Here is a 26,539-nt window from a genome sequence, read left to right as displayed (position 1 = left end):
CCCAGCATACCGACCGGCCAGCGGCCCGCGTCATCCGAACGGAGTAGACGGCGCGGGCCGTGGCCGTGCGGCGGTGCTTGTGCTGCCTTATGTCGCCGATACCGCTGATACCGCGCGTTCGCGCAGCAGGTACGCGACGATGCGGTCCGCCGCGGCTTCCGGCGACTCCGTCACCGTATCGACGCGCAGTTCGGGCTGCGCGGGCGGCTCGTACGGCGAGTCGATGCCCGTGAAGTGCTTCAGCTCGCCCTTGCGCGCCTTCTTGTACAGGCCCTTCGGATCGCGCTCCTCGGCGACCGCGAGCGGCGTATCGACGAACACCTCGACGAACTCGTCTGGGCCGACCAGCGCGCGTGCCATCTCGCGTTCGGCGCGGAACGGCGAGATGAACGACACGAGCGCGATGAGCCCGGCATCGAGCATCAGCCGCGCGACTTCGGCCACGCGCCGGATGTTCTCCACGCGATCGGCCTCGGTGAAGCCGAGATCGCGGTTGAGTCCGTGCCGCACGTTGTCGCCGTCGAGCAGGTAGGTGTGCTTGCCGAGCGCATGCAGCCGCTGTTCGACGAGGTTCGCGATCGTCGACTTGCCCGCGCCCGACAGCCCGGTCAGCCACACGATGCGCGGCGTCTGCGCCTTCTGCACCGCGCGCGCGTCGCGGTCGACGTCGACGGCCTGCCAGTGCACGTTGTGCGCGCGGCGCAGCGCGAAGTGCAGCATCCCGGCGCCGACCGTGTCGTTGGTGAAGCGGTCGATCACGATGAAGCCGCCGGTGTGGCGGTTCCGGTCGTACGGATCGAACGCGACCGGCCGGTCGAAGCTCAGGTTGCACACGCCGATCTCGTTCAGTGCGAGCGTGCGCGCGGCGAGATGCTCGCGCGTGTTCACGTCGATCTTGTACTTCGGCGTCGCGCAGGTCGCGCCGACCGTCTGCGTGCCGAGCTTCACGAGATACGGCCGGCCCGGCAGCAGCGGTTCGTCGTGCATCCACACGAGCGTCGCCTCGAACTGGTCGGCCACCTCCGGCGGCGCGTCGGCACGCGCGATCATGTCGCCGCGGCTGATGTCGATTTCGTCGGCGAGCGTGAGCGTCACCGCTTCGCCGGCGCGCGCGACGTCGGCTTCGCCGGCCGGCGTGATCACCGACGCGACGCGGCTTTCCTTGCCGGCCGGCAGCACGCGCACGCGTTCGCCGACGCGGACTTCGCCCGACACGATGCTGCCGGCATAGCCGCGGAAGTTCAGGTGCGGACGGTTGACCCATTGCACTGGCAACCGGAACGGCTCGTCGCGCGTCACGCGCTCGACGAGCGGCAGCGTGTCGAGATGCTGCATCAACGTCGGGCCCGCGTACCACGGCATCCGCGCACCTGGCGCGATCACGTTGTCGCCGCGCAGCGCGGACATCGGAATGCTGACGATATCCGCGAGACCGAGCTCGGCCGCGAACGCGCGATACTCGGCGTCGATGCGCTCGAACACCGTGCGGTTGTAGTCGACCAGGTCCATCTTGTTGATCGCGAGCACGACGCGCTTGATGCCGATCAGCGCGACGAGGTGGCTGTGGCGGCGCGTTTGCGTGAGCACGCCCTTGCGCGCGTCGATCAGGATCACTGCCAGATCGGCGGTCGACGCGCCGGTGATCATGTTGCGCGTGTACTGTTCGTGGCCGGGCGTATCGGCGACGATGAACTTGCGCCGCTCGGTCGCGAAGAAGCGGTATGCGACGTCGATCGTGATCCCTTGTTCGCGCTCGGCCGACAGGCCGTCGACGAGCAGCGCGAAATCGAGCTCGCCGCCTTGCGTGCCGACCTTCTTCGAATCGGCCTCGAGCTGGGTGAGCTGATCGTCGAACAGCATGTTCGATTCGTAGAGCAGGCGGCCGATCAGCGTGCTCTTACCGTCGTCGACGCTGCCGCAGGTGATGAAACGCAGCAGGTCCTTCATCTGCGCATCGTCGGCGTGCATGTCGGGCGTCGCGTGCGTGCGCGTGTCGGGCGCGGTGAGAACGTGTGCCATCAGAAATATCCCTCCTGTTTCTTCTTTTCCATCGAACCGGCCGAATCGCTGTCGATCAGCCGTCCCTGGCGCTCGGACGTGCGCGTGTCGCGCATCTCCTGCAGGATGTCGTCGAGCGATGTCGCGTCACTGTCGATCGCGCCCGTCAGCGGATAGCAGCCGAGCGTGCGAAAGCGCACCTTGCGCATCTGCGGCACTTCGCCTTCGCGCAGCGGCAGGCGTTCGTCGTCGACCATGATCAGTGCGCCGTCGCGCTCGACCACCGGCCGTTCCTTCGCGTAATAGAGCGGCACGATCGGAATATCGTGCAGCCGGATGTACTGCCAGATGTCGAGTTCGGTCCAGTTGGAAATCGGGAACACGCGCAGGCTTTCGCCCTTGCGCTTGCGCGCGTTGTACAGCGACCAGAGTTCGGGACGCTGGCGCTTCGGATCCCAGCGATGCTGCTCCGAGCGCAGCGATACGATGCGCTCCTTCGCGCGCGATTTCTCCTCGTCGCGGCGTGCACCGCCGAACGCGGCGTCGAAGCCGTAGTGGTCGAGCGCCTGCTTGAGCCCTTGGGTCTTCCACACGTCGGTGTGCACGGCCGAGCCATGCGTGAACGGATTGATGTCGTTCGACACGCCATCCGGGTTCACGTGCACGCGCAGGTCGAGGCCGAGGCGCTCGGCCGTCTCGTCGCGAAACGCGATCATCTCGCGGAACTTCCACGTCGTATCGACGTGCAGCAGCGGAAAGGGCGGCCTGGCCGGGTAGAACGCCTTCATCGCCAGATGCAGCATGACCGAGCTGTCCTTGCCGATCGAATAGAGCATCACCGGGTTTTCGCTTTCCGCGACCACCTCGCGCATGATGTGGATGCTTTCGGCCTCCAGTCGCTCCAAGTGGGTCAACATCGTTCGTCTCCTTGTTTCATGCCGGCGCCGCGCGACATGTGCGGCGTTTCGTGCATGACGCCAAGGTATCGAGCGAGGGTGATGCCGCTCTTCGTCCGGGTGGACTAGGGCCTGTTCCGGCCAGCCCTACAAGTCATTTTTTCGATCAGGGGAACGTGCGTTGCCGGCCGCATTGGGGCGTCGCGCGTCGCTGGTTTGGCTCGGCCAAACGGCACTCCGCGCTCCTTGCACTGCGTCCGGCAACGCACGTTCTCAAGTCCGTCATTGGCCGGAACAGGCGCTGCCCCGGCGCGGCCGTGCAGCGGATCTTTCCTTAGTCCACCCGGACGAAGTGGCGCGCGCGGCGCTCGCTTAAGGTGAGCGCTCGACCATCGGCGGAGACGACACATGACGGACGACACACGTGCCACGCAATTGCTTTCGGGCCAGACCTGGGCCGATTTCTGCGACACCCTGAAACGCAGCGGACAGCAGATCCTGCGCGCCGAGGCGCCGGACGATCCGCTTACGCGTGCGGAAGGTTTCCGCTATCTGAGCCGGCTGATGCGCATCGCGCTCGAAATGCACGTCGAGTTCGCGGACGGCGCGTGGCCCGGCTTCTTCTCGCCGTCGCACGAGACCGCGAAGATCGGTGCCGACAATCCCGACAACCTGTACCAGTACGCGCGCCTCGACGGCCGCTGCGAATATCGCGTGACGGGGCAGCGCGGCACGGTCGCATACCTGAGCTTCGGCACGCAGAAGGGCGGCTACGAGACGGACGGCAAGATGCTGCAGACAGGCTTTCTCGATGCGAAGCAGCTCGAGATCGCACCGGACGGCAGCTTCGAGATCGGGCTGAGCGAGACGCCGCGCGCGGGCAACTGGGTTCGCATGGAGCCGGGCACGAACGCGCTGCTGGTGCGCCAGACTTTCCTCGACCGGCGCGCGGAGACGCCGGCGCAACTGAAGATCGCGCGCATCGGTGCCGACGATCGCCCGGCGCCGCTCGATGCGCTCGCGCTGCAGGGCGGCCTCGCGCGCGCCGCGCAGTTCGTCGAGCAGACGTCGAAGCTGTTCGCCGACTGGGCCGCGAGCTACGGGGCGCACGTGAACGCGCTGCCGCCCGCGGACCAGGCGCTGTGCCAGGCGGTCGGCGGCGATCCGAACATCTACTACTACCACTCGCGCTGGTCGCTGGCCGACGACGAGGCGCTCGTGATCGACGTCGACACGGTGCCCGACTGCGATTTCTGGAACGTGCAGCTCAACAACTACTGGATGGAGTCGCTCGACTACCGGCACTTCGACATCTGCGTGAACAAGCACGGCGCGCGGCGGAATGCCGACGGCGGCGTGACGGTGGTGGTCGCCGCGTCGCGGCCGGGCGACGCGAACTGGCTCGATACGGCCGGGCATCGTACCGGCACGATCTGCTGGCGCTGGGTCGGCGCCGCGCAGCCGGTGCATCCGCGCACGCGCGTCGTCAAGCTCGCCACGCTGAAGGAGGCCGCATGAACGCGCCGCTCGACCCGATCCGCCCGCAGTTCGACGCCGACGGGCTGATCGCCGAGGCCGTGTCGCGCACCAGCGGGCTCACCGCGATCGGCGACGGGCCGTATCGCGACGCGCTCGACGTGATGTGCGCATCGCTGGTCGACGATGCGAACCTGTCCGCGCGCGGCGTGGAGATGATGCGCGAGAAGCTCGTCGGCCAGCTCGTGAACAGGCTCGTCGTCGAGGATTACTTCCGTCGCCATCCGGAGATCGCCGACATCGAGATCGACGATCCGCTCGTGATCGTCGGGCTGCCGCGCACCGGCACGACACTGCTGCAGCGGCTGCTCGCCGTCGATCCGCGCTTTCATTCGGCCGCGTGGTGGGAGACGCGCTATCCGGCGCCGCTCGCCGGCGAGACGCTCGACGCGCCGACCGTGCGCATCGCGCGCGCGCAGGCCGAGGTGGCGACGATGATCGACTGCATTCCGCAGATCCTGACAATTCATCCGCTCGATGCGATGCTTGCCGACGAAGAGTTCATGCTGATGGAGCATTCGTTCGTGTGCGCGATGGATTCGTACGCGAACGTGCCGACCTACACGGCATGGCTCGCGAAGCAGGACCTGACGCCGGTCTATGTGTACCTGAAGCGGATGCTGCAGTTCCTGCAATGGCAGAAGGTGCAGCGCGGCGTAGCGCCGGCCGAGCGCTGGCTGCTGAAGACGCCGCAGCACCTGCATGCGCTCGACGTGCTGTGCCGCGTGTTCCCGCGCGCGCAGGTGGTGCTCACGCACCGCGACCCGGCGAAGACGATTCCGTCGATGGCGAGCATGGCGCACACGCTGTGGCAGATGTATGCGGACGACCCGGATCCGCGCACGGTCGGCGCGCAGTGGAACGCGGGGATGGCGCGCGCGATCGGCGCGGCGATGGCGGCGCGCGACGCGCTGCCGGCCGAGCGGTTTCTCGACGTGCGTTTCGAGGACACCGTATCGAATCCGCTCGGCGTCGCGCAAGCCGTGTACCGCTTTGCCGGCATGCCGCTCGATGCACGGCAGCGCGCGGCGATGACGGACTGGATGGCGCGCAATGGCCGCGACAAGCGCGCCGCGCACGACTATTCGATCGCGCGCTTCGGCTTCACCGATGCGCAACTGGCGCGCGACTTCGCCGCGTATCGCGCGCGGCACCTGCAGGCGGCCGGCTGACGGCGCACGCGTGGGACCAACGACAACCAGGAGACAAACCATGTTGCTGAAGGACAAGATCGTCGTGATTTCCGGGATCGGGCCGGGGCTCGGTGTGAAGCTTGCCGTCGAGGCGGCGCGCGAGGGTGCGTGCGGCGTCGTCGTCGCGGCACGCACGATGGAGAAGCTCGACGATGCGGAGGCACGGATCCGCGAACTCGGTGTGGCGTGCGACGTGCTGAAGGTGCGCACCGACATCGCCGAGCGCGCGCAGTGCCGCCGGCTTGCGACGCAGGCGGTCGAGCGCTTCGGCCGGATCGACGCGCTCGTGAACAGCGCATTCGTGCACGGCACGTTTCCGGAGGCGGTCGAGGAAGCCGATCTCGACGGCTGGCGCGCGGTGTTCGACACCAATGTGTTCGGCACGATGACGCTCACGCAGGAAATCGTGCCGCACATGAAGCGGCACAAGCGCGGCGCGATCGTGATGATCAACACGCAGGCAACCCGCAAGCCGTTTGCAGGGGAATCGGGCTACGCTGTATCGAAGGGCGCGCTCGCGGTTGCGGCAAAATACCTGGCGCGCGAGCTCGGCGTGCACGGAATCCGCGCGAACAGCATCCACATGGGGTGGATGTGGGGCGTGCCGACGCAGACGTATTTCCGGCAGGCGGCAGCCGAGTACGGGATGACGGAGGAGGAGATCGTCGCGCCGATCGCATCGAACATCGCGCTCGCGAAGCTGCCGACCGACGACGATTGCGCACGCGCGGCACTGTTTCTCGCGTCGGATTATGCGAATGCGGTGACCGGCGCGACGCTGGATGCGAACGGCGGCGATTTCATGCCCTGAGGATGGAGCAACGAATCATGCAGGCAAACCAACAGGGACGGCATTTTTTCGCGTTCAACGGCGATGCGGACGGCCTGTGCGCGCTGCAGCAGCTGCGGCTCGCGGAAGGCGAATGCGGCACGCTCGTGACCGGCGTGAAGCGCGACATCAAGCTGCTCGAGCGGATCGATGCGCGCTCCGGCGAGCGCGTGACCGTGCTCGACGTGTCGCACGACCAGAACCGCGACGCATGCGCGCGGCTGTTGCGCGACGGCGCGGCGGTTCGCTACTTCGATCATCACTTCGCCGGCGAGCTGCCCGGCGCTCCGCGTTTCGATGCGTATATCGACACGGGCGCCGACGTTTGCACGAGCGCGCTGGTGAACCGCTATCTCGGCGGCCGCCATGTGCGCTGGGCGATCGTCGCGGCGTTCGGCGACGAGCTGCCGGCGCTCGGCGCCGCGCTCGCGCGCGAACAGGGGATCGGCGAAGTCGAACGCTGCACGCTGGCCGAACTCGGGCTCTACCTGAACTACAACGCATACGGCGACTGCGTCGGCGACCTGCATTTCGATCCGGCGGTGCTGGCCGATGCGATGCTGCCGTGCGTCGATCCGCTCGACTTCGTGCGCGGCACGCCGGTGTTCGCCGCGCTGCGCGACGGCTATCGCGACGACATGGCGCGGGCATGCGCGCTTGCGCCGCTGCGCGACGTGCCGGGCGCGACGCTGATCAGGATGCCGGATCATCCGTGGGCGCGACGCGCGACGGGGATGCTCGCGAACGAGCGGATGCGCAATGCGCCGCATGCGGCGCTCGCGGTGCTGTCGCCGCGTGCGCAGGGCGGGCTCGTGGTCAGCGTGCGCGTGCCCGACGGCCGGCCGCTCGGCGCCGACGAGTTCTGCCGCGGCTTCCCGACCGGCGGCGGGCGCAAGCGCGCGGGCGGCATCAACCATCTGCCGGAAGCCGAGTTCGACACGTTCGTCGAGCGTTTCGAAGCGGCGTTTCGTCTCGACTGACCCGAGGGCCAGCGCCGCGCGCACCGTGCAGCGATGCCGCGGCGCGCGCGGCGCACCGCTTCAGCCGGTCGCGTTCGCGAGCACGGCCGGCACGTTGTGGTCGTAGCAGCGTTCCTCGACGCGCTCCGCGATGCGCCAGCCCTGCGCGGTACGCACGAACCGGTCGACGTACCACAGGCCGAGGAACATCATCTGCGTGCCGCCGTCCGGCAGCACGACTTCCATCGGATTGAAGCAGATCGTGCGGCCGCGCGCGGTGTCGCCGTCGAGCGTGATCGACAGGTTGCCGACCATGTGCTGGTACTGCGGAAACTGCGGCAGCACGGTGCGCAGCCACGCCTTCACATCGGCATAAGTGCCGGCGATGCCGCCCATCGCGCGATAGTCGATCGCCGCGTCGCGCGTGAACACCGCATCGAGCGCGTCGAAGTCGCGCGCATCGATCGCGCTCGAATACGCGACGATCAGCTCGCGGATGTCATGATGGTCGGAGAGGGTCTGCAGATCGGGCATCGGCGGTGCTCCGTCATGCGCTTTCGCGGCGGCGTGCCGCATGTAGCGCTTCCGCGCGCTGCTTCACGTCGCGCGCGCATTGGTCAAACCCCTGTTTCACCCAGCCGCCGTGCTCGCGCATGATCGTTTCCGCGCTGATGCCAAGAAACTGGTCGGTCGTGAAGTAGCGGCAATGCTCGGCGCCGTCGGCTTCGACGTACTGGTCGCGGCGCGCGGCGTCCTTGTTGTCGTCGGTCGGGCGCTGTTCCCATGACAGCAGGCGCTCGGGCTCGCGCGCGACGAGGATTTCGTTGACGGGAATCACCATCTCCGTGCCCGGAATACGCACCTGCATGTGCACGAAGTCGCCGATCCGGCCGGTCGTTTCGAGGCCGACGCAGAACGTGTTCCATTCGCCGTAGCGCGGGAAGTCGGTCAGCACGTCCCAGACGACGGCAGCGGGGGCGTCGATTGCGACGGTGATCGAGGTGACGAGATTGGCTGGTTTGGTCATGGCGAGTATCGGGTGAGATTGAGGATGAGGACGGGCGCGCGGGCACGTCCGTCCGGGCGCGTGCCGCGGTGGACGGAACGGTCCCGCACGGTCGCAGCCGGGCGCTGCGGGTGCGACACGCGAGGCCGGTTAGCGGCCGGTGCATTCCGCACAGCGCGGCGCGGCGAACCCGACATCGAGCGTAGGCCGGCACATGCGGCGAAGAATCGTCGGAATGGACTAAGGCGTTTCACCGGTCCGGCACTCCGGCGGTGCTGCCGATGCACCGCGCACGAGCCGGCGGCGCATGCGATTCGAGCGATCGACATCCCGCGACCCGGCCGCGACAATACGGGTTACTGTTCAGTTTCCTGCCCCGAGGTGCCCGTGCCAGCCCAGTCGTCAGTTGCTCCCGCCGTCGTGTGGTTCCGCGACGATCTGCGCGTGACCGACCAGCCCGCGCTGACGCGCGCGGTCGCATCGGGCCGGCCGCTCGTATGCGTGTATGTCGACGACACGGGTGAGGGTGCGGGGCGCGCGCTCGGTGGTGCCGCGCGCTGGTGGCTGCACGGATCGCTCGTGGCACTCGACGCCGCGCTTGCGCGTCATGGCGGCCGCCTGCTGCTGTTGCGCGGTGACGCGCGGCGCGAGATCGACCGCATCGTGCACGACACGGGCGCGGCGGCCGTCTACTGGAACCGCCGCTATGCGCAGCCGCAGCGCGATGCCGATGCGGCGTTGAAGGCGTCGCTGAAGGCGCGTGGCCTCGAGGTCGACAGCAGCAACGGCAGCCTGCTGAACGAACCGTGGGAAGTGCTGACGGGCGCCGGCACGCCGTTCCAGGTGTTCACCGCGTACTGGCGCGCGGTGCGGCGCGATCGCACGGTGGCCGCGCCGCTGCCGGAGCCGGCTCGGATCGCGTTTCATCCGTGGCCGGCCGGTGTGCGCGAACGCGCGCTGGCGCTCGACGCGCTCGCGCTGCGCCCGCTCGCGCCGGACTGGGCGGGCGGTCTGCGCGATGCGTGGCCGGCACCCGACGAAGCCGGCGCGCACGCGCGGCTCGACGCGTTCCCGGTCGAGTCGCTGGCGGACTACGCCGACATGCGCGATCGACCCGACCAGCTCGCGACGAGCCGGCTGTCGGCGTTCCTGCACTTCGGCAACGTGTCGCCGCGACAGGTGTGGCATGCGGTGCAGGGTGCCGCACAGGCGGGCGGGGCGGCCTGCGCGGCCGGCGCCGAGAAATACCTGAGCGAGCTCGGCTGGCGCGAATTCAGCCACGTGCTGCTGTATCACTTCCCGGCGCTCGCGACCGACAACTTCCGCGCGCAGTTCGACGCGATGCCGTGGCGCGACGATCCCGCCGCGCTGCGCGCGTGGCAGCGCGGGCTGACCGGCTATCCGCTCGTCGATGCGGGAATGCGCGAGCTGTGGGCGACCGGCTGGATGCACAACCGCGTGCGGATGGTCGTTGCGTCATTCCTCGTCAAGCATCTGCTGATCGACTGGCGGGCGGGCGAGCGCTGGTTCTACGACACGCTCGTCGATGCGGACGCCGCGAACAACCCGGCGAACTGGCAATGGGTGGCCGGCTGCGGTGCCGACGCCGCGCCGTATTTCCGCATCTTCAATCCGGTGACGCAGGGCCGGAAGTTCGACCCGCAGGGCGCGTACGTGCGCCGCTGGGTGCCGGAACTCGCGGGCCTCGACGCGGCCGCGATCCATGCACCCTGGGAAGCGTCGCCGGTGGAACTTGCGGCGGCCGGCGTGCGGCTCGACGTCGATTATCCGGCGCCGATCGTCGATCACGACGGCGCGCGCCGTCGTGCGCTCGATGCGCTGGCCACGCTGCCGAAGCGTCACTAGGCGTCGCTCGGCGCCGTCGGCCATTCGCGTGCGGCGCGGCTTGCCGCGTCAGTCGCAGAACGCCGCATGTTCGAGCAGCGCGAGCGCGATGCCCGAATCGAAGTAGGCCGCGCCGCACCACGCGACGAACGCGAGCACGCCGGCGGCCAGTGCGGCACGGATCACGCCCATGCGGCCTTGCCCGACGCCGGACGCGCGATGCGCGCGTCGTCGATCGGCAGGTGCAGCAGCGCGGCCAGCACGCCGAGCGCGATCGAGCCGATCCACAGCGGCTGGTACGAATGCGTCGCGTCGTATACGAGCGCACCGAGCCACACGCCGAAGAAGCTGCCGAGCTGGTGCCCGAAGAACACGAAGCCGAACAGCGTCGCGATGTAGCGCACGCCGAACACCTGCGAGATCACGCCGTTGGTCAGCGGCACGGTGCCGAGCCACGTGAAGCCCATCACGGCCGCGAACACGTAGACGCTCGCGGGCGACAACGGTGCCGCAACGAATGCGGCCATCGCCAGCGCGCGCACGAGATACAGCACGGACAGTACGTACTTGCGCCGCAGCAGGCCGCCGAGATGGCCGCACGCGTAGGTGCCGGCCACGTTGGTCAGCGCGATCAGCGCGAGCGCGACGCTGGCGTGGCGCGCCGGCAGGCCGTGATCGACCAGGTAGGCGGGCAGGTGGGTCGCGATGAACGCGAGCTGGAACCCGCATGCGAAGAACCCCGCGTTCAGCAGCCAGAAGCCACGGTGCGCAAACGCTTCGCGCACCGCCGCGCCGATCGACTGGTCGGGGCCGTCCGCACGGCTCGCGGCCTGCGCGGGCCGGTCGCGCACCAGCATGGCGAGCGGCGCGAGCAGCGCGGCGACGAGGGCGAGCGCGACGAATGCATGCTGCCAGCCGATGCCGCCGATCAGGACCTGCGCGACCGGCACCATGCAGAACTGGCCGAGCCCGCCGATCGCGCCCGCGACGCCGAGCGCCCAGCCGCGCCGGTCGGGCGGAAACAGGCGGCTCAGCGCGCCGTAGATCGACGCGAAGGCCGACCCCGACAACGCGATGCCGATCACGAGTCCCGCGCCGACCGTGAACACACCGGCCGACCCCGCCAGCGCCATCGTGACGAGACCGGCCGCATACAGCAGCATGCCGGCGACGATCACGCGCACCGACCCGAAGCGGTCGGCGATCATCCCGGTGAACGGCTGCGCGATGCCCCAGATCAGGTTCTGCAGCGCGAGCGCGAGGCCGAACGCTTCGCGCGACCAGCCGTGGTCGAGCGTGACGGGCGCGAGGAACAACCCCTGCACGTGGCGGATGCCGAGCGCGACGCCCATGATCAGGCCGCCTGCGAGCACCGGCAGCCAGCGGCGCCGGGCGTCTTGTTCGATCGGGGTCATGCGTGTCTCCGGATGAATGCGTGCGGCGCGACGGCCGCTTTCGATTCGATTAGACGATCCGGTGCCGGTGTCGCTCAAGCGATCATTCGGTCGGGTTCGCATGCGTGCGGGGAATGCGAGGCGATTCGGATGCGAGGCGGGGGAGGGGCGCGGTGCGGGCGGGGCACGTGAAGCCTTGCGGCGCATGCAGCCGGCGTGGCACGCGACGATGCGACGGAGCCCCGGCGCGTCAGTGCATCGCCCGTGGCGGGGCGATCCGTTGTGCAATGCTGCGACTGCGCCGCCATCGGTTCGACGCGGAAACCCGCTCGCGGCTAGCGTTGCGTCGCGTCGTAAGCGTGCATTGCCGCATCGCACTCGGCCGCTTCCGCGAGAATCCAGTCGCGCACGTCGGCGACTTCGCGGCGCGGTGCCGGATCGTGCCGGAACAGCCAGTAGCCGTACGCATCCGACAATGCCTGGGAGTGCGGGCCGAGCACCGCGAGCCGGCCGTCGGCGAGCATTGGCGCGACGAGCGCGAGCCGTCCGAGCGCGACGCCCCGGCCGGCGATCGCGGCGTGGATCACCTGGTCGTACTGGTTGAAGCGCAGCATGCCCTTCGGGTGCGCGTCGCCGAGCCCGGCCGCATGCAGGTGCGCACGCCACTGCAGCTGCGGTTGCGGCGGCCCGTCGAATTCGAGCAGCACGTGGTTCGCGATCGCGGCCGCGTCGGTGACGGGCCGGGTGGCCAGCGCGGGGTGCGCGACCGGCACCACGATCTCGTCGAACAGGCGCACCGCGCCGGCCGGCGCGCGCTCGCGCGGGCAATAGCGGATCCCGAGGTCGATGCCTTCGGCGCGCAAATCGAGTACCTTGTCGTTCGCGGCCACGCGCAAGTCGATGTCGGGCAGGCGCGCCTGCAGGCGCCCGAGGCGCGGCAGCAGCCACAGCGCGGTGACGCCGATGCTCGCCGTGATCGTGACGGGCTGGCGCTCGCGCGCGGCGGCGAGCGACGCGACGGTGTCCTGCAGGCTGAGCAGCGCCGCATCCGCGGCGCGAAACAGCCGCTCGCCCGCCGGCGTGAACGCGATCTTCCGATAGCCGCGCTGCAGCAATGCGACGCCGAGATGGGCTTCGAGGGCATGCACCTGGCGGCTGACCGCCGACTGCGTGACGCACAGGTCCTGCGCGGCGAGCGTGATGCTCATGCGGCGGCCGACGGCGACGAAGCCGCGCACGAGGTCCAGCGACGGGAGACGGACGAGCGGCGTTGACATGCGTAGGGCTCATGCGAACGGAGCAGCAAGATTGGTTGAGAACGCCGGGCGCGTCAAGTTCAATGGAGGCTGGCGCGATCGGGCGGGCGACGGGTCTGCGGGGTCATGTGGCGCCGCACAGGAGACAGGATGACGATTTCGAACGAAGCCGGCGGGGCAGCGCGCGCGGCCGAGCGAGCGGCGGATGCGTTGCCGCCGGAATCCGTGACGCTGGCCGCGGCCGACGGGTACGTGCTGCGCGGATACGTGTGGCGGCATCGCGGCGGCGGCGCTCTGCGGCCCGTGACGGTCGTCAATTGCGCGACGTCGGTGCGCTGCGACTATTACTTCCGCTTCGCGGCGTGGCTCTTCGCGCAAGGGCGCGACGTGCTCGTCTACGACTATCGCGGGATTGGCGGGTCGCGCCCCGCGCAACTCGCGAAGCTGCGCGCGAACTGGCTCGACTGGGGGCGGCTCGATTGCGAGGCCGCGCTGCAGTATGCGCGCGACGCATTTCCGGGCCAGCCGCTCGACGTCGTCGCGCACAGCATCGGCGGGTGCGTGCTCGGGCTCGCGGCGTCGAACGCCTACGTGCGTCACGCGGTGACCGTCGGCGCGCAGTATGCATACTGGCGCGACTATCGGCCGGACGAGCGGCGGCGCATGTGGTGGAAGTGGCACGTCGCGATGCCGGCGCTCGCGGCCGTGTTCGGCTATGTGCCCGCGAAACGGCTCGGCTGGATGGAAGACACGCCGCGCGGCGTCGCGCTGTCGTGGGTGCGCTCGCAACCGCGCTTCGAGGATGCCTACACGCAGGGTCTGCTCGCCGAAACCGCGGCGAGCCGCGCCGCGTTGCCGGCCCGCTTCGCGCGGCTGTCGGCGCCGATGCTCGCAATCGGGCTCGACGACGACGGGTTCGGCACGGTCGACGCGATCGAACGGCTGGTCGGCTATTACACGGGCAGCGACGTCACGCACCTGAGGATCGCGCCGGGCGACATTGGCGTCGACGAGATCGGCCATTTCGCTTTTTTCCACAGCCGCTTCACCGACACGCTGTGGCCCGTCGCGCTGTACTGGCTGCAGCACGGCGCGCTGCCGGCCGATGCGCCGGGCCGCGTCCACGCGCGCCATCCGGCGCAGCGCGCGCGGTTCGCCGGAAGCGGCGTGCCGGGTGCGCTTGCGCACGGGTGACGGCGCCCGCACGCGCGGTCAGGCCGCTGCTTCGATGAAGCGGCCATGAAGCGGCCATGAAGCGGCCGCGCCGGCTGCCGCCGCTGACGGTCCCGGTCGCGGCGCCTCGATCTGCGCTCGCCGCGATCGATTAACATCGGACGTTTGATTCGACTGGCTCCTGCGTACCGATGTCCATTCCGCCCGATTCCGGGATTCCCGACGACCTGTGCCGCGCGTGGCACGTGCACCTGCTCGATGTGCCGCCTGCCGCGTCGCGTGCCGGCGTGCAGGTCGCGCGCATCGATTTCGACTGGCGCGTGTCGCTCGCGTCGCCCGCCTATGCGGCCCTGAGCGACGCCGAGCGTGCGCGTGCCGCGCGCTATTTTCGACACGAGGATGCGGTGCGCAGCGCCGCGACGCGCGTCGCGCTGCGCGACGTGCTCGGCGCGGCGCTCGGTGTTGCGCCGCGGGACATCGAGATCGTCGTCGACGCATCGGGGCGGCCGTCGCTGGATCCCGCGCATCGCGCATCGCTCGATTTCAACGTGTCGCACGCGGGCGATCACGCGCTCATCGCATGGGCGGGCGCAGGGCGCGTCGGCGTCGATATCGAAAGCTGCAACCGCACGACCGACTGGCGTGCGCTGACTGCCGAAGTGTGCGCGGCCACCGAGGCCGCGTATCTCGACGGCCTGCCGCCCGCCGCGCGTGCCGGCGCGTTCATGCGCGTGTGGTCCGCGAAGGAGGCGCTGCTGAAGGCGCTCGGCACGGGCATCGTCGGCGGGCTGCGCGCGTTCGCGGTCGTGCCGCCGCGCGATGCGGCGACGCCCGCGACGACGATCGTCGAGCCGACCGCGCCGGCCGCCGGCGTGGCCGCGTTCGACGCGAGCTGGCTCGATGCGGCGCCCGGCTACGCGGCCTGCGTCGCGTGGACGCGCTGAGCGTGTTTCAGCGCGCGCCGCTCACTCGAGCGGCGCGTCGTTCGGCGCCGCGTAGCGCGCCTTGATCACGTCGCTCATCGGGAAGTCGAACGCAAGCCCCTTCGTCGGCACCGGCTTCATGAACCACTTGTCGTACAGCGCATGGATCTCGCCGGGTGCGTTGATTCATATGTTGCCTAAAACAAAATAATTGAAACATATGTTAATTGCGCGACCCGCCGGGCCGATCCGGCGGGCCGCGCCGGACATCAGGGAAACTCCCGAGTCGAAATCATGAAAAACGGGTTGTCTAGACAAGTTCGGATGGCTACACTGCAATCCATTCCGAACTTGTCTAGACAGGATTGCTCACATGATTACGTTGACCCCCGGCCACCTGACCCTCCCGCAACTGCGCCAGATCGCTCGCGAATCCGTGCAGCTCAAGCTCGACCCGGCGAGCTTCGCGAAGATCGACGCCGGCGCGAAGGCCGTCGCCGACATCGCTGCAAAGGGCGAGCCGGCCTACGGCATCAACACGGGCTTCGGTCGCCTGGCCAGCACGCACATCCCGCACGACCAGCTTGAGCTGCTGCAGAAGAACCTGGTGCTGTCGCATGCGGTCGGCGTCGGCGAGCCGATGGCGCGCTCGTCGGTGCGCCTGCTGATGGCACTGAAGCTGTCGAGCCTCGGCCGCGGCCACTCGGGCATCCGCCGCGAGGTGATGGATGCGCTGATCACGCTGTTCAACGCGGACGTGCTGCCGCTGATCCCGGTGAAGGGCTCGGTCGGCGCATCGGGCGACCTCGCGCCGCTCGCGCACATGTCGGCCGTGCTGCTCGGCGTCGGTGAAGTGTTCATCCGCGGCGAGCGCGCGAGCGCGCTCGACGGTCTGCGCGTCGCGGGCCTCGCGCCGCTCACGCTGCAGGCGAAGGAAGGCCTGGCGCTGCTGAACGGCACGCAGGCATCGACGGCGCTGGCGCTCGACAACATGTTCGCGATCGAAGACCTGTACCGCACCGCGCTCGTCGCGGGTGCGCTGTCGGTCGATGCGGCAGCCGGCTCGGTGAAGCCGTTCGACGCCCGCATCCATGAACTGCGCGGCCATCAGGGCCAGATGGACGCGGCCGCGTCGTACCGCGACCTGCTCGAAGGCTCGCCGATCAACCAGTCGCACCGCGACTGCGACAAGGTGCAGGATCCGTACAGCCTGCGCTGCCAGCCGCAGGTGATGGGCGCGTGCCTGGACCAGATGCGCCATGCCGCCGCCGTGCTGCTGGTCGAAGCAAACGCCGTGTCGGACAACCCGCTGATCTTCCCGGATACCGGCGAAGTGCTGTCGGGCGGCAACTTCCACGCCGAACCCGTCGCATTCGCGGCCGACAACCTCGCGCTCGCCGCAGCGGAAATCGGCGCGCTGGCCGAACGCCGCATCGCACTGCTGATCGACGCGACGCTGTCGGGCCTGCCCCCGTTCCTCGTGAAGGACGGCGGCGTGAACTCGGGCTTCATGATCGCCCACGTGACGGCTGCCGCACTGGCGTCGGAAAACAAGACGCTTGCGCACCCGGCATCGGTCGACTCGCTGCCGACTTCGGCGAACCAGGAAGACCACGTGTCGATGGCGACGTTCGCCGCACGCAAGCTCGCCGACATCGCGGACAACACGAAGCACATCCTCGCGATCGAACTGCTGGCCGCGGCACAGGGCGTCGACCTGCGCGCGCCGTACCACACGAGCCCGAAGCTCGCGCCCGTGATGGAAACGATCCGCGGCAAGGTTGCGCACTACGAGCTCGACCACTACTTCGCGCCGGACATCGCCGTGATCGCGAAGCTCGTCGGAGAGCGCGCGTTCGCGAAGGTCGCGCCGTTCTCGTTCGCATCGGAACAGTAAGCCCATGAGCGCGCCGGTCTACCAGGAGATCAAGGATTTCATCCTGGGCCGCATTCATGCCGGCGAGTGGGCGGAGGGCGACCAAGTGCCCTCCGAGAACGAACTGGCCCGCGAGTTCAAGGTCGCGCGCATGACCGTCAACCGCGCGTTGCGCGAGTTGACGGCCGAGCAGGTGCTGACGCGCATGAAGGGCGCCGGCACCTACGTCGCGCGGCCGAAGTACGAGTCGACGCTCGTCGCGATCCGCAGCATCTCGGAAGAGGTCGACGCCCGCGGGCATGCGTATCGCGCCAGCGTGCTCGGCCTCGAGACGATCCGCGCCGACGAGGCGCTCGCCGACGAGATGCAGATGGCCGTGCGCGCGAAGCTGTTTTATTCGCAGGTGTTGCACTTCGAGAATGACGAACCCGTCCAGCTCGAAGAACGGTGGGTGAATCCGGCGGTCGCGCCGGATTATGCGGAGCAGGACTTCACGAACACGACGCCGAACCTGTACCTGATGCGCGCGGCACCGCTGCAGCGCGTCGAGTACCGGATCGAAGCGGCGGCTCCGGCGCCCGAGCGGCGCGAGCAGCTGCGGATGGACGACGTCGAGCCGTGTCTGGTTTTACATCGGCGCACCTGGTCGCAGGGCGTCGTCGCCTCGGTGGCGAATCTGTGGCACCCCGGCAGCCGTTATCGCTTCACCGGGCATTTCTGATTCCTATTGATATTCACTTTCCCTCGGGAGCTGTCGTCATGAACCATCCGAAACACATCGATCCCCGTCTCGATCCGACGCGCACGATCCGCGCACCGCGCGGCAGCGAGAAGGTCTGCAAGACCTGGCTGGCCGAAGCGGCCTACCGGATGATCCAGAACAACCTGGATCCGGAAGTCGCCGAGCATCCGCATGCGCTCGTCGTGTACGGCGGCATCGGCCGTGCGGCGCGCAACTGGGAATGCTACGACCAGATCCTCGCGTCGCTGAAGGATCTCGAGGAAAACGAAACGCTGCTGATCCAGTCGGGCAAGCCGGTCGGCGTGTTCCGCACGCACAAGGATGCGCCGCGCGTGCTGCTCGCGAACTCGAACCTCGTGCCGCACTGGGCGAACTGGGACCACTTCCACGAGCTCGACCGCAAGGGCCTGATGATGTACGGCCAGATGACGGCCGGCAGCTGGATCTACATCGGCAGCCAGGGCATCGTGCAGGGCACCTATGAAACGTTCTTCTCGGTCGCGAACCAGCACTTCAACGGCGATCCGTCGGGCCGCTGGATCCTGACGGGCGGTCTGGGCGGCATGGGCGGCGCGCAGCCGCTGGCCGCGACGATGGCCGGCTTCTCGATGATCGCGGTCGAATGCGACGAGACGCGCATCGACTTCCGCCTGAAGACGCGTTACGTCGACAAGAAGGCGACGACGCTCGACGAAGCGCTCGGCATGATCGAGGAAGCGAAGCGCACCGGCAAGCCGGTGTCGATCGGCCTGCTCGGCAACGCGGCCGACGTGTTCCCGGAACTCGTCAAGCGCGGCATCACGCCGGATTGCGTGACCGACCAGACGAGCGCGCACGACCCGATCAACGGCTACCTGCCGCAAGGCTGGACCGTCGCGCAATGGCGCGAGGCGCAGAAGGTCGATCCGCAGAGCATCGTGAAGGTCGCGAAGCAGTCGATGGCCGTGCAGGTGCAGGCGATGCTGGATCTGCAGGAACGTGGCGCGGCGACGCTCGACTACGGCAACAACATCCGCCAGATGGCGCTGGAAATGGGCGTCGAGAACGCGTTCGACTTCCCGGGCTTCGTGCCGGCGTACATCCGCCCGCTGTTCTGCGAAGGCAAGGGTCCGTTCCGCTGGGTCGCGCTGTCGGGCGATCCGGAAGACATCTACAAGACCGACCAGAAGGTGAAGGAGCTGATCCCCGACGATCCGCACCTGCACAACTGGCTCGACATGGCACGTGAGCGCATCGCGTTCCAGGGCCTGCCGGCACGGATCTGCTGGGTCGGCGTGAAGGATCGCTATCGCCTCGGCCAGGCGTTCAACGAGATGGTAAAGAACGGTGAACTGAAGGCCCCGATCGTGATCGGCCGCGACCACCTCGACACGGGTTCGGTCGCGAGCCCGAACCGCGAGACGGAATCGATGAAGGACGGCTCGGACGCCGTGAGCGACTGGCCGCTGCTGAACGCGCTGCTGAACACCGCGGGCGGCGCATCGTGGGTGTCGCTGCACCACGGCGGCGGTGTCGGCATGGGCTTCTCGCAGCACTCGGGCGTCGTGATCGTCGCCGACGGCACCGCCGACGCGCACGAGCGTCTCGGCCGCGTGCTGCTGAACGATCCGGCGACGGGCGTGATGCGCCATGCGGATGCCGGCTACGAACTCGCGCAGCAGACGGCCCGCGAAGCCGGCCTGAAGCTGCCGATGCTCGGCCGCTGAGCATGACGGCGCTCGACCAGGCGCCGGTGAGCGCGACGCTGGCCGCCGCGATGATCCGCTCGGCGGATCTCGTCGCGTCGCCGTGGAAGAACGGCGGCGGCGTGACGCGCGAAATCGGCGCGTTCCCGCCGGGCGCCGCGCTCGATACGTTCGCATGGCGCGTGAGCGTCGCGGACGTCGGCGCGGCCGGGCCGTTCTCGCGTTTCGACGGCATCGACCGCACGCTCGTGCTGCTGTCCGGCGCGGGCATGACGCTCGCGGAAGCGGGCGGGGCGAAGCACGTGCTCGACGTGCCGCTCGCCCGTGCGGATTTCGCTGGCGAGACGGCGATCGACGCGACGCTGCATGACGGCGCGACGCGCGACTTCAACCTGATGACGCGCCGTTCGGCCGCGCGCGGGACCGTCGACGTGTGGCCCGAAGGCACGCACCGCGTCGAGCGCGCCGATACCGTGCTGCTGTTCTGCGCGACCGGCGCGGTCGGCATCGAGATCGACGGCGCGCACTACGCGCTGCAGGAAATGGACACGCTGCGGCTCGACGGGCCGCAGCGTGCGTTTGACGTCGTCGTGAGCGGAGGCGGCGCGCTGCTCGCCGTGTCGCTCACCGTCGGCGAACGAGACTGAACGCATGAAACCGACTGTCTGGCATCACCTGAGGCTGTGTCCGCACGGCCATCCCGACGAAACGATCGACGACGCGGCGATCGCCGTCGACGAAACCGGCACGATCGTGTGGCTGGGCGCATTTTCCGCGCTACCGGACGGTTACGCCCACTGGCAGCGGGAAGACCTGCACGGCGCGTGGGTGACGCCGGGCCTCGTCGACTGCCACACGCACCTCGTGTACGGCGGCACGCGCGCCGACGAGTTCGCGCAGCGCCTCGCCGGCGTCAGCTACGAGGAAATCGCGCGGCAGGGCGGCGGGATCGTGTCGACGGTGCGCGCGACGCGCGCGGCCGACGAGACGACGCTGTTCGTGCAGGCCGCCGCACGCCTGCAGCCGCTGCTCGCCGAAGGCGTGAGCGCGATCGAGATCAAGTCGGGCTACGGGCTCGACCTCGCGAGCGAACGCAAGATGCTGCGCGTCGCGCGCCAACTCGGCGAGCGCTTCCCGGTCACGGTCTACACGACGTTCCTCGGCGCGCACGCGCTGCCGCCGGAATATGCGGGCCGCGCGGACGAATACATCGACGAAGTCTGCGAACGCATGCTGCCGGCGCTGGCCGACGAAGGCCTCGTCGACGCGGTCGACGTGTTCTGCGAGCGCATCGGCTTTTCGCTCGCGCAGACCGAGCGCGTGTTCGAGGCCGCGACGCGGCGCGGCCTGCCGGTGAAGCTGCACGCGGAGCAGTTGTCGAACGCGGGCGGCACCGCGCTTGCCGCGCGGTATCGCGCGTTGTCCGCCGACCACCTCGAATTTCTCGACGAAGCCGGCATCGAGGCGATGAAGGCGGCCGGCACGGTCGCCGTGCTGCTGCCCGGCGCGTACTACTTCATTCGCGAAACGCAGTTGCCGCCCATCGAGCTCCTGCGCAAGCACGGCGTGCCGATCGCGCTCGCGACCGATCACAACCCGGGCACGTCGCCGCTCGAATCGCTGCTGCTGACGCTGAACATGGGCTGCACGCTGTTCCGGATGACGGTGCCCGAGGTGCTGCAGGGCGTGACGCGCCATGCGGCCGCGGCGCTCGGCCGTGCAGATCGTCACGGCGCGCTCGAGATCGGGCGCCAAGCCGACTTCGCGGTCTGGTCGGTCGGTTCGCTGTCGGAGCTCGCTTACTGGATCGGCCGGCCGCTGTGCGAACAGGTCGTGCGCGGCGGGGCGACGGTGTTTCGCCGGATGAACGGCTAGCCTTGCAACAGACGAGACACACCATGACCGAAATGACGCTGTTCGCGGACCATGCCTATCTGCCCGATGGCTGGCGCCGCAACGTGCTGCTGCGCTGGGACGCGGCCGGCACGCTGACCGACGTGACGCCCGACACCGACGCGCCGGCAGGCGTCGCGCGCGCGGCCGGGCCCGTGCTGCCCGGCATGCCGAACCTGCATTCGCACGCGTTCCAGCGCGCGATGGCGGGGCTCACCGAATACCGCGCGAATCCCGCCGACAGCTTCTGGAGCTGGCGCGACCTGATGTACCGCTTCGCGCTGAAGATCACGCCCGACGCGCTCGCCGCGATCGCGCGCTGGCTGTACGTCGAGATGCTGAAATGCGGCTACACATCGGTGTGCGAATTCCACTACGTGCATCACACGCAGGACGGCTCGCGTTATCCGCAGATCGCGGAACTCGGCACGCGCGTGATCGACGCGGCGCGCTCGGCCGGCATCGGCATCACGATGCTGCCCGTGTCGTACCAGTTCGCCGGCTTCGGCAACAAGCCGCCGCGCGACGACCAGCGCCGCTTCATCAACACGCCGGACGGCCTGCTCGAACTGCTCGACTCGATGCGGCGCGTCGCGCCCGAGCACGGCGGGCTGCGCTACGGCGTTGCGCCGCACTCGCTGCGCGCGGTGTCCGAAAGCGGGTTGCGCGTGCTGCTCGAAGGCCTGCCCAACGACGCGCCGGTGCATATCCACATCGCCGAGCAGACGGCCGAAGTCGACGATTGCGTGCGTGCCTACGGCGCACGCCCCGTGCAATGGCTGCTCGATCGCTTCGACGTCGATGCGCGCTGGTGCCTCGTGCACGCGACGCACGTGGATGCGGCCGAGACGGCCGCGCTCGCGAAGCGTCGCGCGGTGGCAGGCCTCTGCCTGACCACCGAGGCGAACCTCGGCGACGGCGTGTTCCCGGCCGTCGACTATCTCGCGCAGGGCGGGGTGATCGGCGTCGGCTCGGACAGCCACGCATCGGTCGACTGGCGCTCGGAGCTGCGCCTGCTCGAATACGGGCAGCGGCTCGTGCATCGCGCGCGCAACGTGCTCGCGAGCGACACGCAGGCCCATGTCGCCGATCGCCTCGTCGACGCATCGCTCGCGGGCGGCGCGCAGGCAAGCGGGCGGCGCATCGGTGCGCTGCGCGAAGGCTGCCGCGCCGACTGGCTCGTGCTCGATCCCGATCATCCGGCGATCGCCGAACACGGCAGCGCAGCCTGGCTGTCGGGCGCGGTGTTCGCCGAGCACGGCGACACGCCGGTGCTCGACGTCTACACCGGCGGCGAGTGCGTCGTGAGCGGCCGCCGCCATCGCGACGAAGCGCTTGCGTATGCCGACTATCGCGCCGCGCTGGCACAACTGCTGCGCTGACGCGCGGCACCCGGCGCACGCCGCGCGCGTGCGCCTGCAAGACTCTTACGGTGATGCGACATGACTGAACAACCGGCTGTATTCACGCTGAAGCAGGGCACGCTGCCGCTGCTGATCTCGATTCCGCACGCAGGCACCCACATCCCCGACGACATCGCCGCGACGATGACCCTCGACGCGCGCTTCGTCGACGATTGCGACTGGCACCTCGAACGGCTGTACGGGTTCGCCGCGACGCTCGGCGCATCGATTCTCGTGCCGTCGCACGCGCGCTACGTTGTCGACCTGAACCGTCCGCCCGACAACGAGAACCTGTACCCGGGGCAGGACACGACCGGGCTCGTGCCGGTCGACACGTTCGACAAGGCGCCGCTGTATCCGGCGAACGCGCAGCCCGGCAACGACGAGATCATGCGCCGCCGCGACCGTTACTGGCGCCCGTATCACGACGCGCTGCAAGGCGAGATCGCGCGCCTGAAGCGCGAGCACGACCGCGTGCTCGTGTGGGAAGCGCATTCGATCCGTTCGCACGTGCCGCGCTTCTTCGAAGGCCGGCTGCCCGACTTCAACTTCGGCACGTCGAGCGGTGCGAGCGCGGCGCCCGGCCTCGCCGAGGCGCTCGCCGCATGCGTGACCGCGCACGGCGGATATACGGCCGTCGCGAACGGGCGTTTCAAGGGCGGCTACATCACGCGTCACTACGGCGTGCCTGCCACCGGCGTCGAAGCCGTGCAGCTCGAACTGTCGCAGATCACCTACATGGAAGAGACGCGGCCGTACGCGTACGACGAAGCGCGCGCCGCGCGAATCGTGCCGCTGCTGCAGACGCTCGTCGAAACCGCACTCGCACACCGCTGATCGTTCGGTCCGCTGCGTGCGGCGGCGCGGCGATCGCGCGCGCCACGGCTTGCCGGCGTGCGGTGCGCACGCCGCCGCGGCGCACAAAAACGGCATCGACCCGGCTGGTCGATGCCGTTTTTTTTCGTCTGATCGATGCCGGGATCGACACCTGAAAATTTGACGCAATTTTTAGGTGATATAAGCTGAATGTCAGGAAGTCGTCACGCGCGCGCCGGCCGCGACGGCGTCGATCAGCGTCGCACCGCGCCGGAACCCGTTGCGAGACACCTTGCCGACGTGTCGCCGCGCGGCATTGCCGCCTTCGCTTCATCGCGACACGTGTCCTGTCTTCATCAGTCAGTCGAGTACGATCGTGAAAGCCGCCAGCCCATCGATACGCCGGACCCGAAGTCCGTCGGCGGGCGCGCCGCCTCAGGCCGGGCCAATCCGGCATGCTGATCGCGGCACGCGCGCCGCCCTCATACGCGAGCCTCGTTTCTTCGCTGTGTCCCGTAGCGGCCTGCGCCGCTTCAACCTCGTGACCGCGCACGTGTTCAGCGCGGTGCAGTGCGACGGCAGCGCTTCATTGTTGCCCTAGCGTCCTTTTCCGCTCTCGCATCGGATTGCCCCGCCTGCTGCCGCAACGTCAGCGCGGCATGATCTCGCATGGACGCTTACCGTGCCCGCACGGGCTTCCATCGTCCTGCGCGTCCGCACGCGTCGCGCGCATATCGCGGAGGCGCTCATGCGACCGCGCCCGATCGTAGCCGTCACCGCTGACCGCATGCTGCGCGGCGCCCAACCGAACCACACGGCCGGGGAGAAGTATCTCGTCGCGCTGGTCGACGGCGCCGGCGCGCTGGCCTTCGTGCTGCCCGCGCTGGGCGCGCGGCAACCGGCCGACGCGATCGTGGCGTCGATCGACGGGTTGCTGCTGACCGGCAGCTATTCGAACGTCGAGCCGCATCACTACGGCGGGCCGGCGAGTACGCCCGATACGCTGCACGACCCCGCGCGCGACGCGACCGCGCTGCCGCTGATCCGCGCGGCGATCGATGCGGGCGTGCCCGTGCTCGCGATCTGCCGCGGCATGCAGGAGCTGAACGTCGCGTATGGCGGCACGCTGCATCAGCGGCTGCACGCGAGCCCCGGCTTCCACGATCATCGCGAGCGCGACGGCGATCCGCTCGAGCGGCAGTACGGGCCCGCGCACCGCGTGCAGCTCGCGCCGGGCGGCCTGCTGCAGCGGGTCGCGCGCGGCGCGCACGACGCGATGGTCAATTCGCTGCACGACCAGGGCATCGCGCGGCTCGGCGCGGGGCTCGCGGTCGAAGCGAGCGCGCCCGACGGGCTGATCGAGGCCGTGAGCGTGCGCGGCGCGCGCGCGTTCGCGCTCGGCGTGCAGTGGCATCCCGAATGGCGTTTCGCGGAACAGCCGCTGTCGCGCGACATCTTCGCGGCATTCGGCGCGGCGTGCCGCGCGCGCATGACACACCGCATTCATGCGGCCGGCGGCACCATGCCGTCGCCGGCCGCATCCGACATCGACTGAACGAGGCCGATCATGCAACCCGAACTGAGCGAATTCCTGCGCCAGCACCGCATCACCGAAGTCGAGGCGATCATTCCCGACATGGCCGGCATCGCGCGCGGCAAGATCATTCCGCGCAACAAATTCGAATCCGGCGAATCGATGCGCCTGCCTCAGGCCGTGATGGTGCAGACCGTCACGGGCGACTATCCGGAGGACGGCACGCTGACCGGCGTGACCGATCCCGACATGGTGTGCGTGCCCGACCCGTCGACGATCTGCCTGATTCCGTGGGCCGTCGATCCGACCGCGCAGGTGATCCACGACTGCGTGCATTTCGACGGCTCGCCGGTCGAGATCTCGCCGCGCTACGTGCTGCGTCGCGTGCTCGATCTCTACAAGGCGAAGGGCTGGAAGCCGGTGGTCGCACCCGAGCTCGAGTTCTATCTGGTCGACATGAATGCCGATCCCGACCTGCCGCTGCGTCCGCCGGTCGGGCGCACGGGCCGTGCGGAGACGGGCCGGCAGTCGTATTCGATCGAGGCCGTCAACGAGTTCGATCCGCTGTTCGAGGATATCTACGAATACTGCGAAATGCAGGGCCTCGACATCGAGACGCTGATCCACGAGGTCGGCGCCGCGCAGATGGAGATCAACTTCGTGCACGGCGACGCGCTGTCGCTCGCCGACCAGGTGTTCCTGTTCAAGCGCACGGTGCGCGAGGCGGCGCTGCGCCACAACATGTACGCGACGTTCATGGCCAAGCCGATGGAAGGCGAGCCGGGTTCCGCGATGCACATCCACCAGAGTCTCGCCGATGCGCGTACCGGTCACAACCTGTTTGCCGAGGAAGGAGGTGTCGTGTCACCGATGTTCCACAGCTATCTCGCGGGGCTGCAGAAATACACGCCCGCGCTGATGCCGATCTTCGCGCCGTACATCAACTCGTATCGCCGGCTGTCGCGCTTCATGGCCGCGCCCATCAACGTGCAGTGGGGCTACGACAACCGCACGGTCGGCTTCCGCATCCCGCAGTCGACGCCGGTTGCGCGGCGCATCGAGAACCGCATCCCGGGCGTCGACTGCAACCCGTATCTCGCGTTCGCGGCGACGCTCGCGGCCGGTTATCTCGGCATGACGCAGAGTCTCGAGCCGACCGAGCCGCTCGTCAGCGACGGCTACGACCTGCCGTACGGACTGCCGCGCAACCTCGAGGAGGGCATCTCGCTGATGGCCGCATGCACGCCGCTCGCCGGCATTCTCGGCGACAAGTTCGTGAAGGCGTACCTGGCGCTGAAGGAAACCGAATACGAAGCGTTCTTCCGCGTGATCAGTTCGTGGGAACGTCGCCATCTTCTGCTGCACGTGTGAGCGTGCGGCATCGACTAGCGGAGGCAACATGACCGAACCCAACGAAGCCGTCGCCGCGCGGCCGACTGCCGAATACCGCGCGCTCGACGCCGCGCACCACATCCATCCGTTCTCGGACATGGGGGCGCTCAATCGCGCGGGCAGCCGCGTGATCGTGAAGGCCGACGGCGTCTACCTGTGGGACTCGGACGGCAACAAGATCATCGACGGG

Annotated in this window: 23 protein-coding genes and 2 pseudogenes; 17 read left to right on the top strand and 8 right to left on the bottom strand. The window is 68.9% G+C overall.

Translation table 11 applies throughout. The annotated features are described in order from the left end of the window. Positions 1 to 87 precede the first annotated feature (87 nt). The gene (cysN, locus tag DIE15_RS34035; RefSeq protein ID WP_124835609.1) at positions 88 to 2,019 is read right to left on the bottom strand and encodes a sulfate adenylyltransferase subunit CysN; all 1,932 of its coding nucleotides are present in this window, start codon (positions 2,017 to 2,019) and stop codon (positions 88 to 90) included. Next, a complete protein-coding gene (cysD, locus tag DIE15_RS34030; protein WP_260428420.1) occupies positions 2,019 to 2,984 on the bottom strand; it encodes a sulfate adenylyltransferase subunit CysD in 966 nt (321 codons plus the stop codon). Before cysD ends, cysN begins: the two co-directional genes overlap by 1 nt. A 318-nt stretch (positions 2,985 to 3,302) precedes the next feature. Between cysD and DIE15_RS34020 the strand changes: the two genes are divergently transcribed. The 4 genes from DIE15_RS34020 to DIE15_RS34005 are packed head-to-tail and all read left to right on the top strand — an operon-like array spanning position 3,303 to position 7,432. Next, entirely contained in the window at positions 3,303 to 4,412 is a 1,110-nt protein-coding gene (locus DIE15_RS34020) for a DUF1214 domain-containing protein (RefSeq protein ID WP_124835607.1), read from the top strand. Next, a complete protein-coding gene (locus DIE15_RS34015; protein ID WP_124835606.1) occupies positions 4,409 to 5,602 on the top strand; it encodes a sulfotransferase in 1,194 nt (397 codons plus the stop codon). Before DIE15_RS34020 ends, DIE15_RS34015 begins: the two co-directional genes overlap by 4 nt. 40 nt (positions 5,603 to 5,642) lie before the next feature. Beyond that, positions 5,643 to 6,434: an SDR family oxidoreductase gene (locus DIE15_RS34010; protein ID WP_057929145.1), complete on the top strand. Its 792-nt coding sequence runs from the start codon at positions 5,643 to 5,645 to the stop codon at positions 6,432 to 6,434. Between the two features lie 17 nt (positions 6,435 to 6,451). Continuing rightward, positions 6,452 to 7,432, top strand: coding sequence for an acetyltransferase (locus DIE15_RS34005; protein ID WP_124835605.1), 981 nt, complete (start codon positions 6,452 to 6,454; stop codon positions 7,430 to 7,432). A 60-nt stretch (positions 7,433 to 7,492) separates the two neighbouring features. Here the strand turns inward: DIE15_RS34005 and DIE15_RS34000 are convergent, their stop codons facing one another. Both DIE15_RS34000 and DIE15_RS33995 read right to left on the bottom strand, forming a co-directional pair. Beyond that, positions 7,493 to 7,945 carry a nuclear transport factor 2 family protein gene (locus DIE15_RS34000; protein WP_124835604.1) on the bottom strand — a complete coding sequence of 151 codons (453 nt, stop codon included), beginning with the start codon at positions 7,943 to 7,945 and terminating at the stop codon, positions 7,493 to 7,495. 13 nt (positions 7,946 to 7,958) lie between these two features. Next, positions 7,959 to 8,438: an SRPBCC domain-containing protein gene (locus DIE15_RS33995; protein WP_124835603.1), complete on the bottom strand. Its 480-nt coding sequence runs from the start codon at positions 8,436 to 8,438 to the stop codon at positions 7,959 to 7,961. A 366-nt stretch (positions 8,439 to 8,804) separates the two neighbouring features. Between DIE15_RS33995 and DIE15_RS33990 the strand changes: the two genes are divergently transcribed. Then, positions 8,805 to 10,283 carry a deoxyribodipyrimidine photo-lyase gene (locus DIE15_RS33990; protein WP_124835602.1) on the top strand — a complete coding sequence of 493 codons (1,479 nt, stop codon included), beginning with the start codon at positions 8,805 to 8,807 and terminating at the stop codon, positions 10,281 to 10,283. A 48-nt stretch (positions 10,284 to 10,331) separates the two neighbouring features. Here DIE15_RS33990 and DIE15_RS37915 read toward each other — a convergent pair whose 3' ends face one another. The 3 genes from DIE15_RS37915 to DIE15_RS33980 all read right to left on the bottom strand — a co-directional run bounded on the left by DIE15_RS37915 (position 10,332) and on the right by DIE15_RS33980 (position 12,933). Beyond that, complete coding sequence (locus DIE15_RS37915; RefSeq protein ID WP_057929148.1) at positions 10,332 to 10,454, bottom strand: hypothetical protein; 123 nt, start codon at positions 10,452 to 10,454, stop codon at positions 10,332 to 10,334. Beyond that, a complete protein-coding gene (locus DIE15_RS33985; RefSeq protein ID WP_124835601.1) occupies positions 10,445 to 11,677 on the bottom strand; it encodes an MFS transporter in 1,233 nt (410 codons plus the stop codon). Before DIE15_RS33985 ends, DIE15_RS37915 begins: the two co-directional genes overlap by 10 nt. 314 nt (positions 11,678 to 11,991) lie before the next feature. Continuing rightward, positions 11,992 to 12,933: a LysR substrate-binding domain-containing protein gene (locus DIE15_RS33980; RefSeq protein ID WP_124835600.1), complete on the bottom strand. Its 942-nt coding sequence runs from the start codon at positions 12,931 to 12,933 to the stop codon at positions 11,992 to 11,994. 129 nt (positions 12,934 to 13,062) lie between these two features. Here DIE15_RS33980 and DIE15_RS33975 point away from each other — a divergent pair, with 129 nt between their 5' ends. Next, complete coding sequence (locus tag DIE15_RS33975; protein ID WP_124835599.1) at positions 13,063 to 14,106, top strand: alpha/beta fold hydrolase; 1,044 nt, start codon at positions 13,063 to 13,065, stop codon at positions 14,104 to 14,106. Positions 14,107 to 14,276: 170 nt separating this feature from the next. Further along, positions 14,277 to 15,029 carry a 4'-phosphopantetheinyl transferase superfamily protein gene (locus tag DIE15_RS33970; protein ID WP_124835598.1) on the top strand — a complete coding sequence of 251 codons (753 nt, stop codon included), beginning with the start codon at positions 14,277 to 14,279 and terminating at the stop codon, positions 15,027 to 15,029. Between the two features lie 21 nt (positions 15,030 to 15,050). On the opposite strand, the pseudogene DIE15_RS33965 reads toward DIE15_RS33970, so the two are convergent. After that, positions 15,051 to 15,182 (bottom strand): annotated as a pseudogene (locus DIE15_RS33965) (amino acid ABC transporter substrate-binding protein); the annotation flags it as partial. 199 nt (positions 15,183 to 15,381) lie between these two features. Between DIE15_RS33965 and hutH the strand changes: the two are divergent. The 10 genes and pseudogenes from hutH to DIE15_RS33910 all read left to right on the top strand — a co-directional run. Beyond that, positions 15,382 to 16,905 (top strand): histidine ammonia-lyase, encoded by a 1,524-nt coding sequence (gene hutH / locus DIE15_RS33960; RefSeq protein WP_057929153.1) that lies wholly within the window; start codon positions 15,382 to 15,384, stop codon positions 16,903 to 16,905. Positions 16,906 to 16,909: 4 nt separating this feature from the next. Continuing rightward, positions 16,910 to 17,605, top strand: coding sequence for a histidine utilization repressor (gene hutC, locus DIE15_RS33955; RefSeq protein WP_044847652.1), 696 nt, complete (start codon positions 16,910 to 16,912; stop codon positions 17,603 to 17,605). 38 nt (positions 17,606 to 17,643) lie between these two features. Continuing rightward, entirely contained in the window at positions 17,644 to 19,332 is a 1,689-nt protein-coding gene (hutU, locus tag DIE15_RS33950) for a urocanate hydratase (RefSeq protein WP_057929154.1), read from the top strand. 2 nt (positions 19,333 to 19,334) lie between these two features. Then, positions 19,335 to 19,958 (top strand): HutD family protein, encoded by a 624-nt coding sequence (locus DIE15_RS33945; protein ID WP_124835597.1) that lies wholly within the window; start codon positions 19,335 to 19,337, stop codon positions 19,956 to 19,958. Between the two features lie 4 nt (positions 19,959 to 19,962). After that, positions 19,963 to 21,186 (top strand): imidazolonepropionase, encoded by a 1,224-nt coding sequence (hutI, locus tag DIE15_RS33940; protein WP_057929156.1) that lies wholly within the window; start codon positions 19,963 to 19,965, stop codon positions 21,184 to 21,186. Between the two features lie 23 nt (positions 21,187 to 21,209). Then, positions 21,210 to 22,586, top strand: coding sequence for a formimidoylglutamate deiminase (locus tag DIE15_RS33935; protein WP_124835596.1), 1,377 nt, complete (start codon positions 21,210 to 21,212; stop codon positions 22,584 to 22,586). Positions 22,587 to 22,646: 60 nt separating this feature from the next. After that, positions 22,647 to 23,444: an N-formylglutamate deformylase gene (hutG, locus tag DIE15_RS33930; protein WP_124835595.1), complete on the top strand. Its 798-nt coding sequence runs from the start codon at positions 22,647 to 22,649 to the stop codon at positions 23,442 to 23,444. A gap of 727 nt (positions 23,445 to 24,171) precedes the next feature. After that, positions 24,172 to 24,978 carry a gamma-glutamyl-gamma-aminobutyrate hydrolase family protein gene (locus DIE15_RS33920; RefSeq protein WP_124835594.1) on the top strand — a complete coding sequence of 269 codons (807 nt, stop codon included), beginning with the start codon at positions 24,172 to 24,174 and terminating at the stop codon, positions 24,976 to 24,978. 12 nt (positions 24,979 to 24,990) lie between these two features. After that, positions 24,991 to 26,328, top strand: coding sequence for a glutamine synthetase family protein (locus DIE15_RS33915; RefSeq protein WP_124835593.1), 1,338 nt, complete (start codon positions 24,991 to 24,993; stop codon positions 26,326 to 26,328). A 28-nt stretch (positions 26,329 to 26,356) separates the two neighbouring features. Beyond that, positions 26,357 to 26,539: pseudogene (locus tag DIE15_RS33910) on the top strand (aspartate aminotransferase family protein); the annotation flags it as partial.

It is taken from the genome of Burkholderia sp. Bp9031 (assembly GCF_003857965.1).
Classification (GTDB): domain Bacteria; phylum Pseudomonadota; class Gammaproteobacteria; order Burkholderiales; family Burkholderiaceae; genus Burkholderia; species Burkholderia ambifaria_A.
The sequence above is the reverse complement of the archived record's forward strand: the minus strand, read 5'-3'. Positions and strand labels throughout refer to the sequence as shown.

What these genes read in the sequence shown, in the direction of transcription:
- cysN (WP_124835609.1), bottom strand. Translation starts at nt 2,019, where the DNA reads ATGGCACACGTTCTCACCGCGCCCGACACGCGCACGCACGCGACGCCC.
- DIE15_RS34020 (WP_124835607.1), top strand. Translation starts at nt 3,303, where the DNA reads ATGACGGACGACACACGTGCCACGCAATTGCTTTCGGGCCAGACCTGG.
- DIE15_RS34015 (WP_124835606.1), top strand. Translation starts at nt 4,409, where the DNA reads ATGAACGCGCCGCTCGACCCGATCCGCCCGCAGTTCGACGCCGACGGG.
- DIE15_RS34010 (WP_057929145.1), top strand. Translation starts at nt 5,643, where the DNA reads ATGTTGCTGAAGGACAAGATCGTCGTGATTTCCGGGATCGGGCCGGGG.
- DIE15_RS34005 (WP_124835605.1), top strand. Translation starts at nt 6,452, where the DNA reads ATGCAGGCAAACCAACAGGGACGGCATTTTTTCGCGTTCAACGGCGAT.
- DIE15_RS34000 (WP_124835604.1), bottom strand. Translation starts at nt 7,945, where the DNA reads ATGCCCGATCTGCAGACCCTCTCCGACCATCATGACATCCGCGAGCTG.
- DIE15_RS33995 (WP_124835603.1), bottom strand. Translation starts at nt 8,438, where the DNA reads ATGACCAAACCAGCCAATCTCGTCACCTCGATCACCGTCGCAATCGAC.
- DIE15_RS37915 (WP_057929148.1), bottom strand. Translation starts at nt 10,454, where the DNA reads ATGGGCGTGATCCGTGCCGCACTGGCCGCCGGCGTGCTCGCGTTCGTC.
- DIE15_RS33985 (WP_124835601.1), bottom strand. Translation starts at nt 11,677, where the DNA reads ATGACCCCGATCGAACAAGACGCCCGGCGCCGCTGGCTGCCGGTGCTC.
- DIE15_RS33980 (WP_124835600.1), bottom strand. Translation starts at nt 12,933, where the DNA reads ATGTCAACGCCGCTCGTCCGTCTCCCGTCGCTGGACCTCGTGCGCGGC.
- DIE15_RS33975 (WP_124835599.1), top strand. Translation starts at nt 13,063, where the DNA reads ATGACGATTTCGAACGAAGCCGGCGGGGCAGCGCGCGCGGCCGAGCGA.
- DIE15_RS33970 (WP_124835598.1), top strand. Translation starts at nt 14,277, where the DNA reads ATGTCCATTCCGCCCGATTCCGGGATTCCCGACGACCTGTGCCGCGCG.
- hutH (WP_057929153.1), top strand. Translation starts at nt 15,382, where the DNA reads ATGATTACGTTGACCCCCGGCCACCTGACCCTCCCGCAACTGCGCCAG.
- hutC (WP_044847652.1), top strand. Translation starts at nt 16,910, where the DNA reads ATGAGCGCGCCGGTCTACCAGGAGATCAAGGATTTCATCCTGGGCCGC.
- hutU (WP_057929154.1), top strand. Translation starts at nt 17,644, where the DNA reads ATGAACCATCCGAAACACATCGATCCCCGTCTCGATCCGACGCGCACG.
- DIE15_RS33945 (WP_124835597.1), top strand. Translation starts at nt 19,335, where the DNA reads ATGACGGCGCTCGACCAGGCGCCGGTGAGCGCGACGCTGGCCGCCGCG.
- hutI (WP_057929156.1), top strand. Translation starts at nt 19,963, where the DNA reads ATGAAACCGACTGTCTGGCATCACCTGAGGCTGTGTCCGCACGGCCAT.
- DIE15_RS33935 (WP_124835596.1), top strand. Translation starts at nt 21,210, where the DNA reads ATGACCGAAATGACGCTGTTCGCGGACCATGCCTATCTGCCCGATGGC.
- hutG (WP_124835595.1), top strand. Translation starts at nt 22,647, where the DNA reads ATGACTGAACAACCGGCTGTATTCACGCTGAAGCAGGGCACGCTGCCG.
- DIE15_RS33920 (WP_124835594.1), top strand. Translation starts at nt 24,172, where the DNA reads ATGCGACCGCGCCCGATCGTAGCCGTCACCGCTGACCGCATGCTGCGC.
- DIE15_RS33915 (WP_124835593.1), top strand. Translation starts at nt 24,991, where the DNA reads ATGCAACCCGAACTGAGCGAATTCCTGCGCCAGCACCGCATCACCGAA.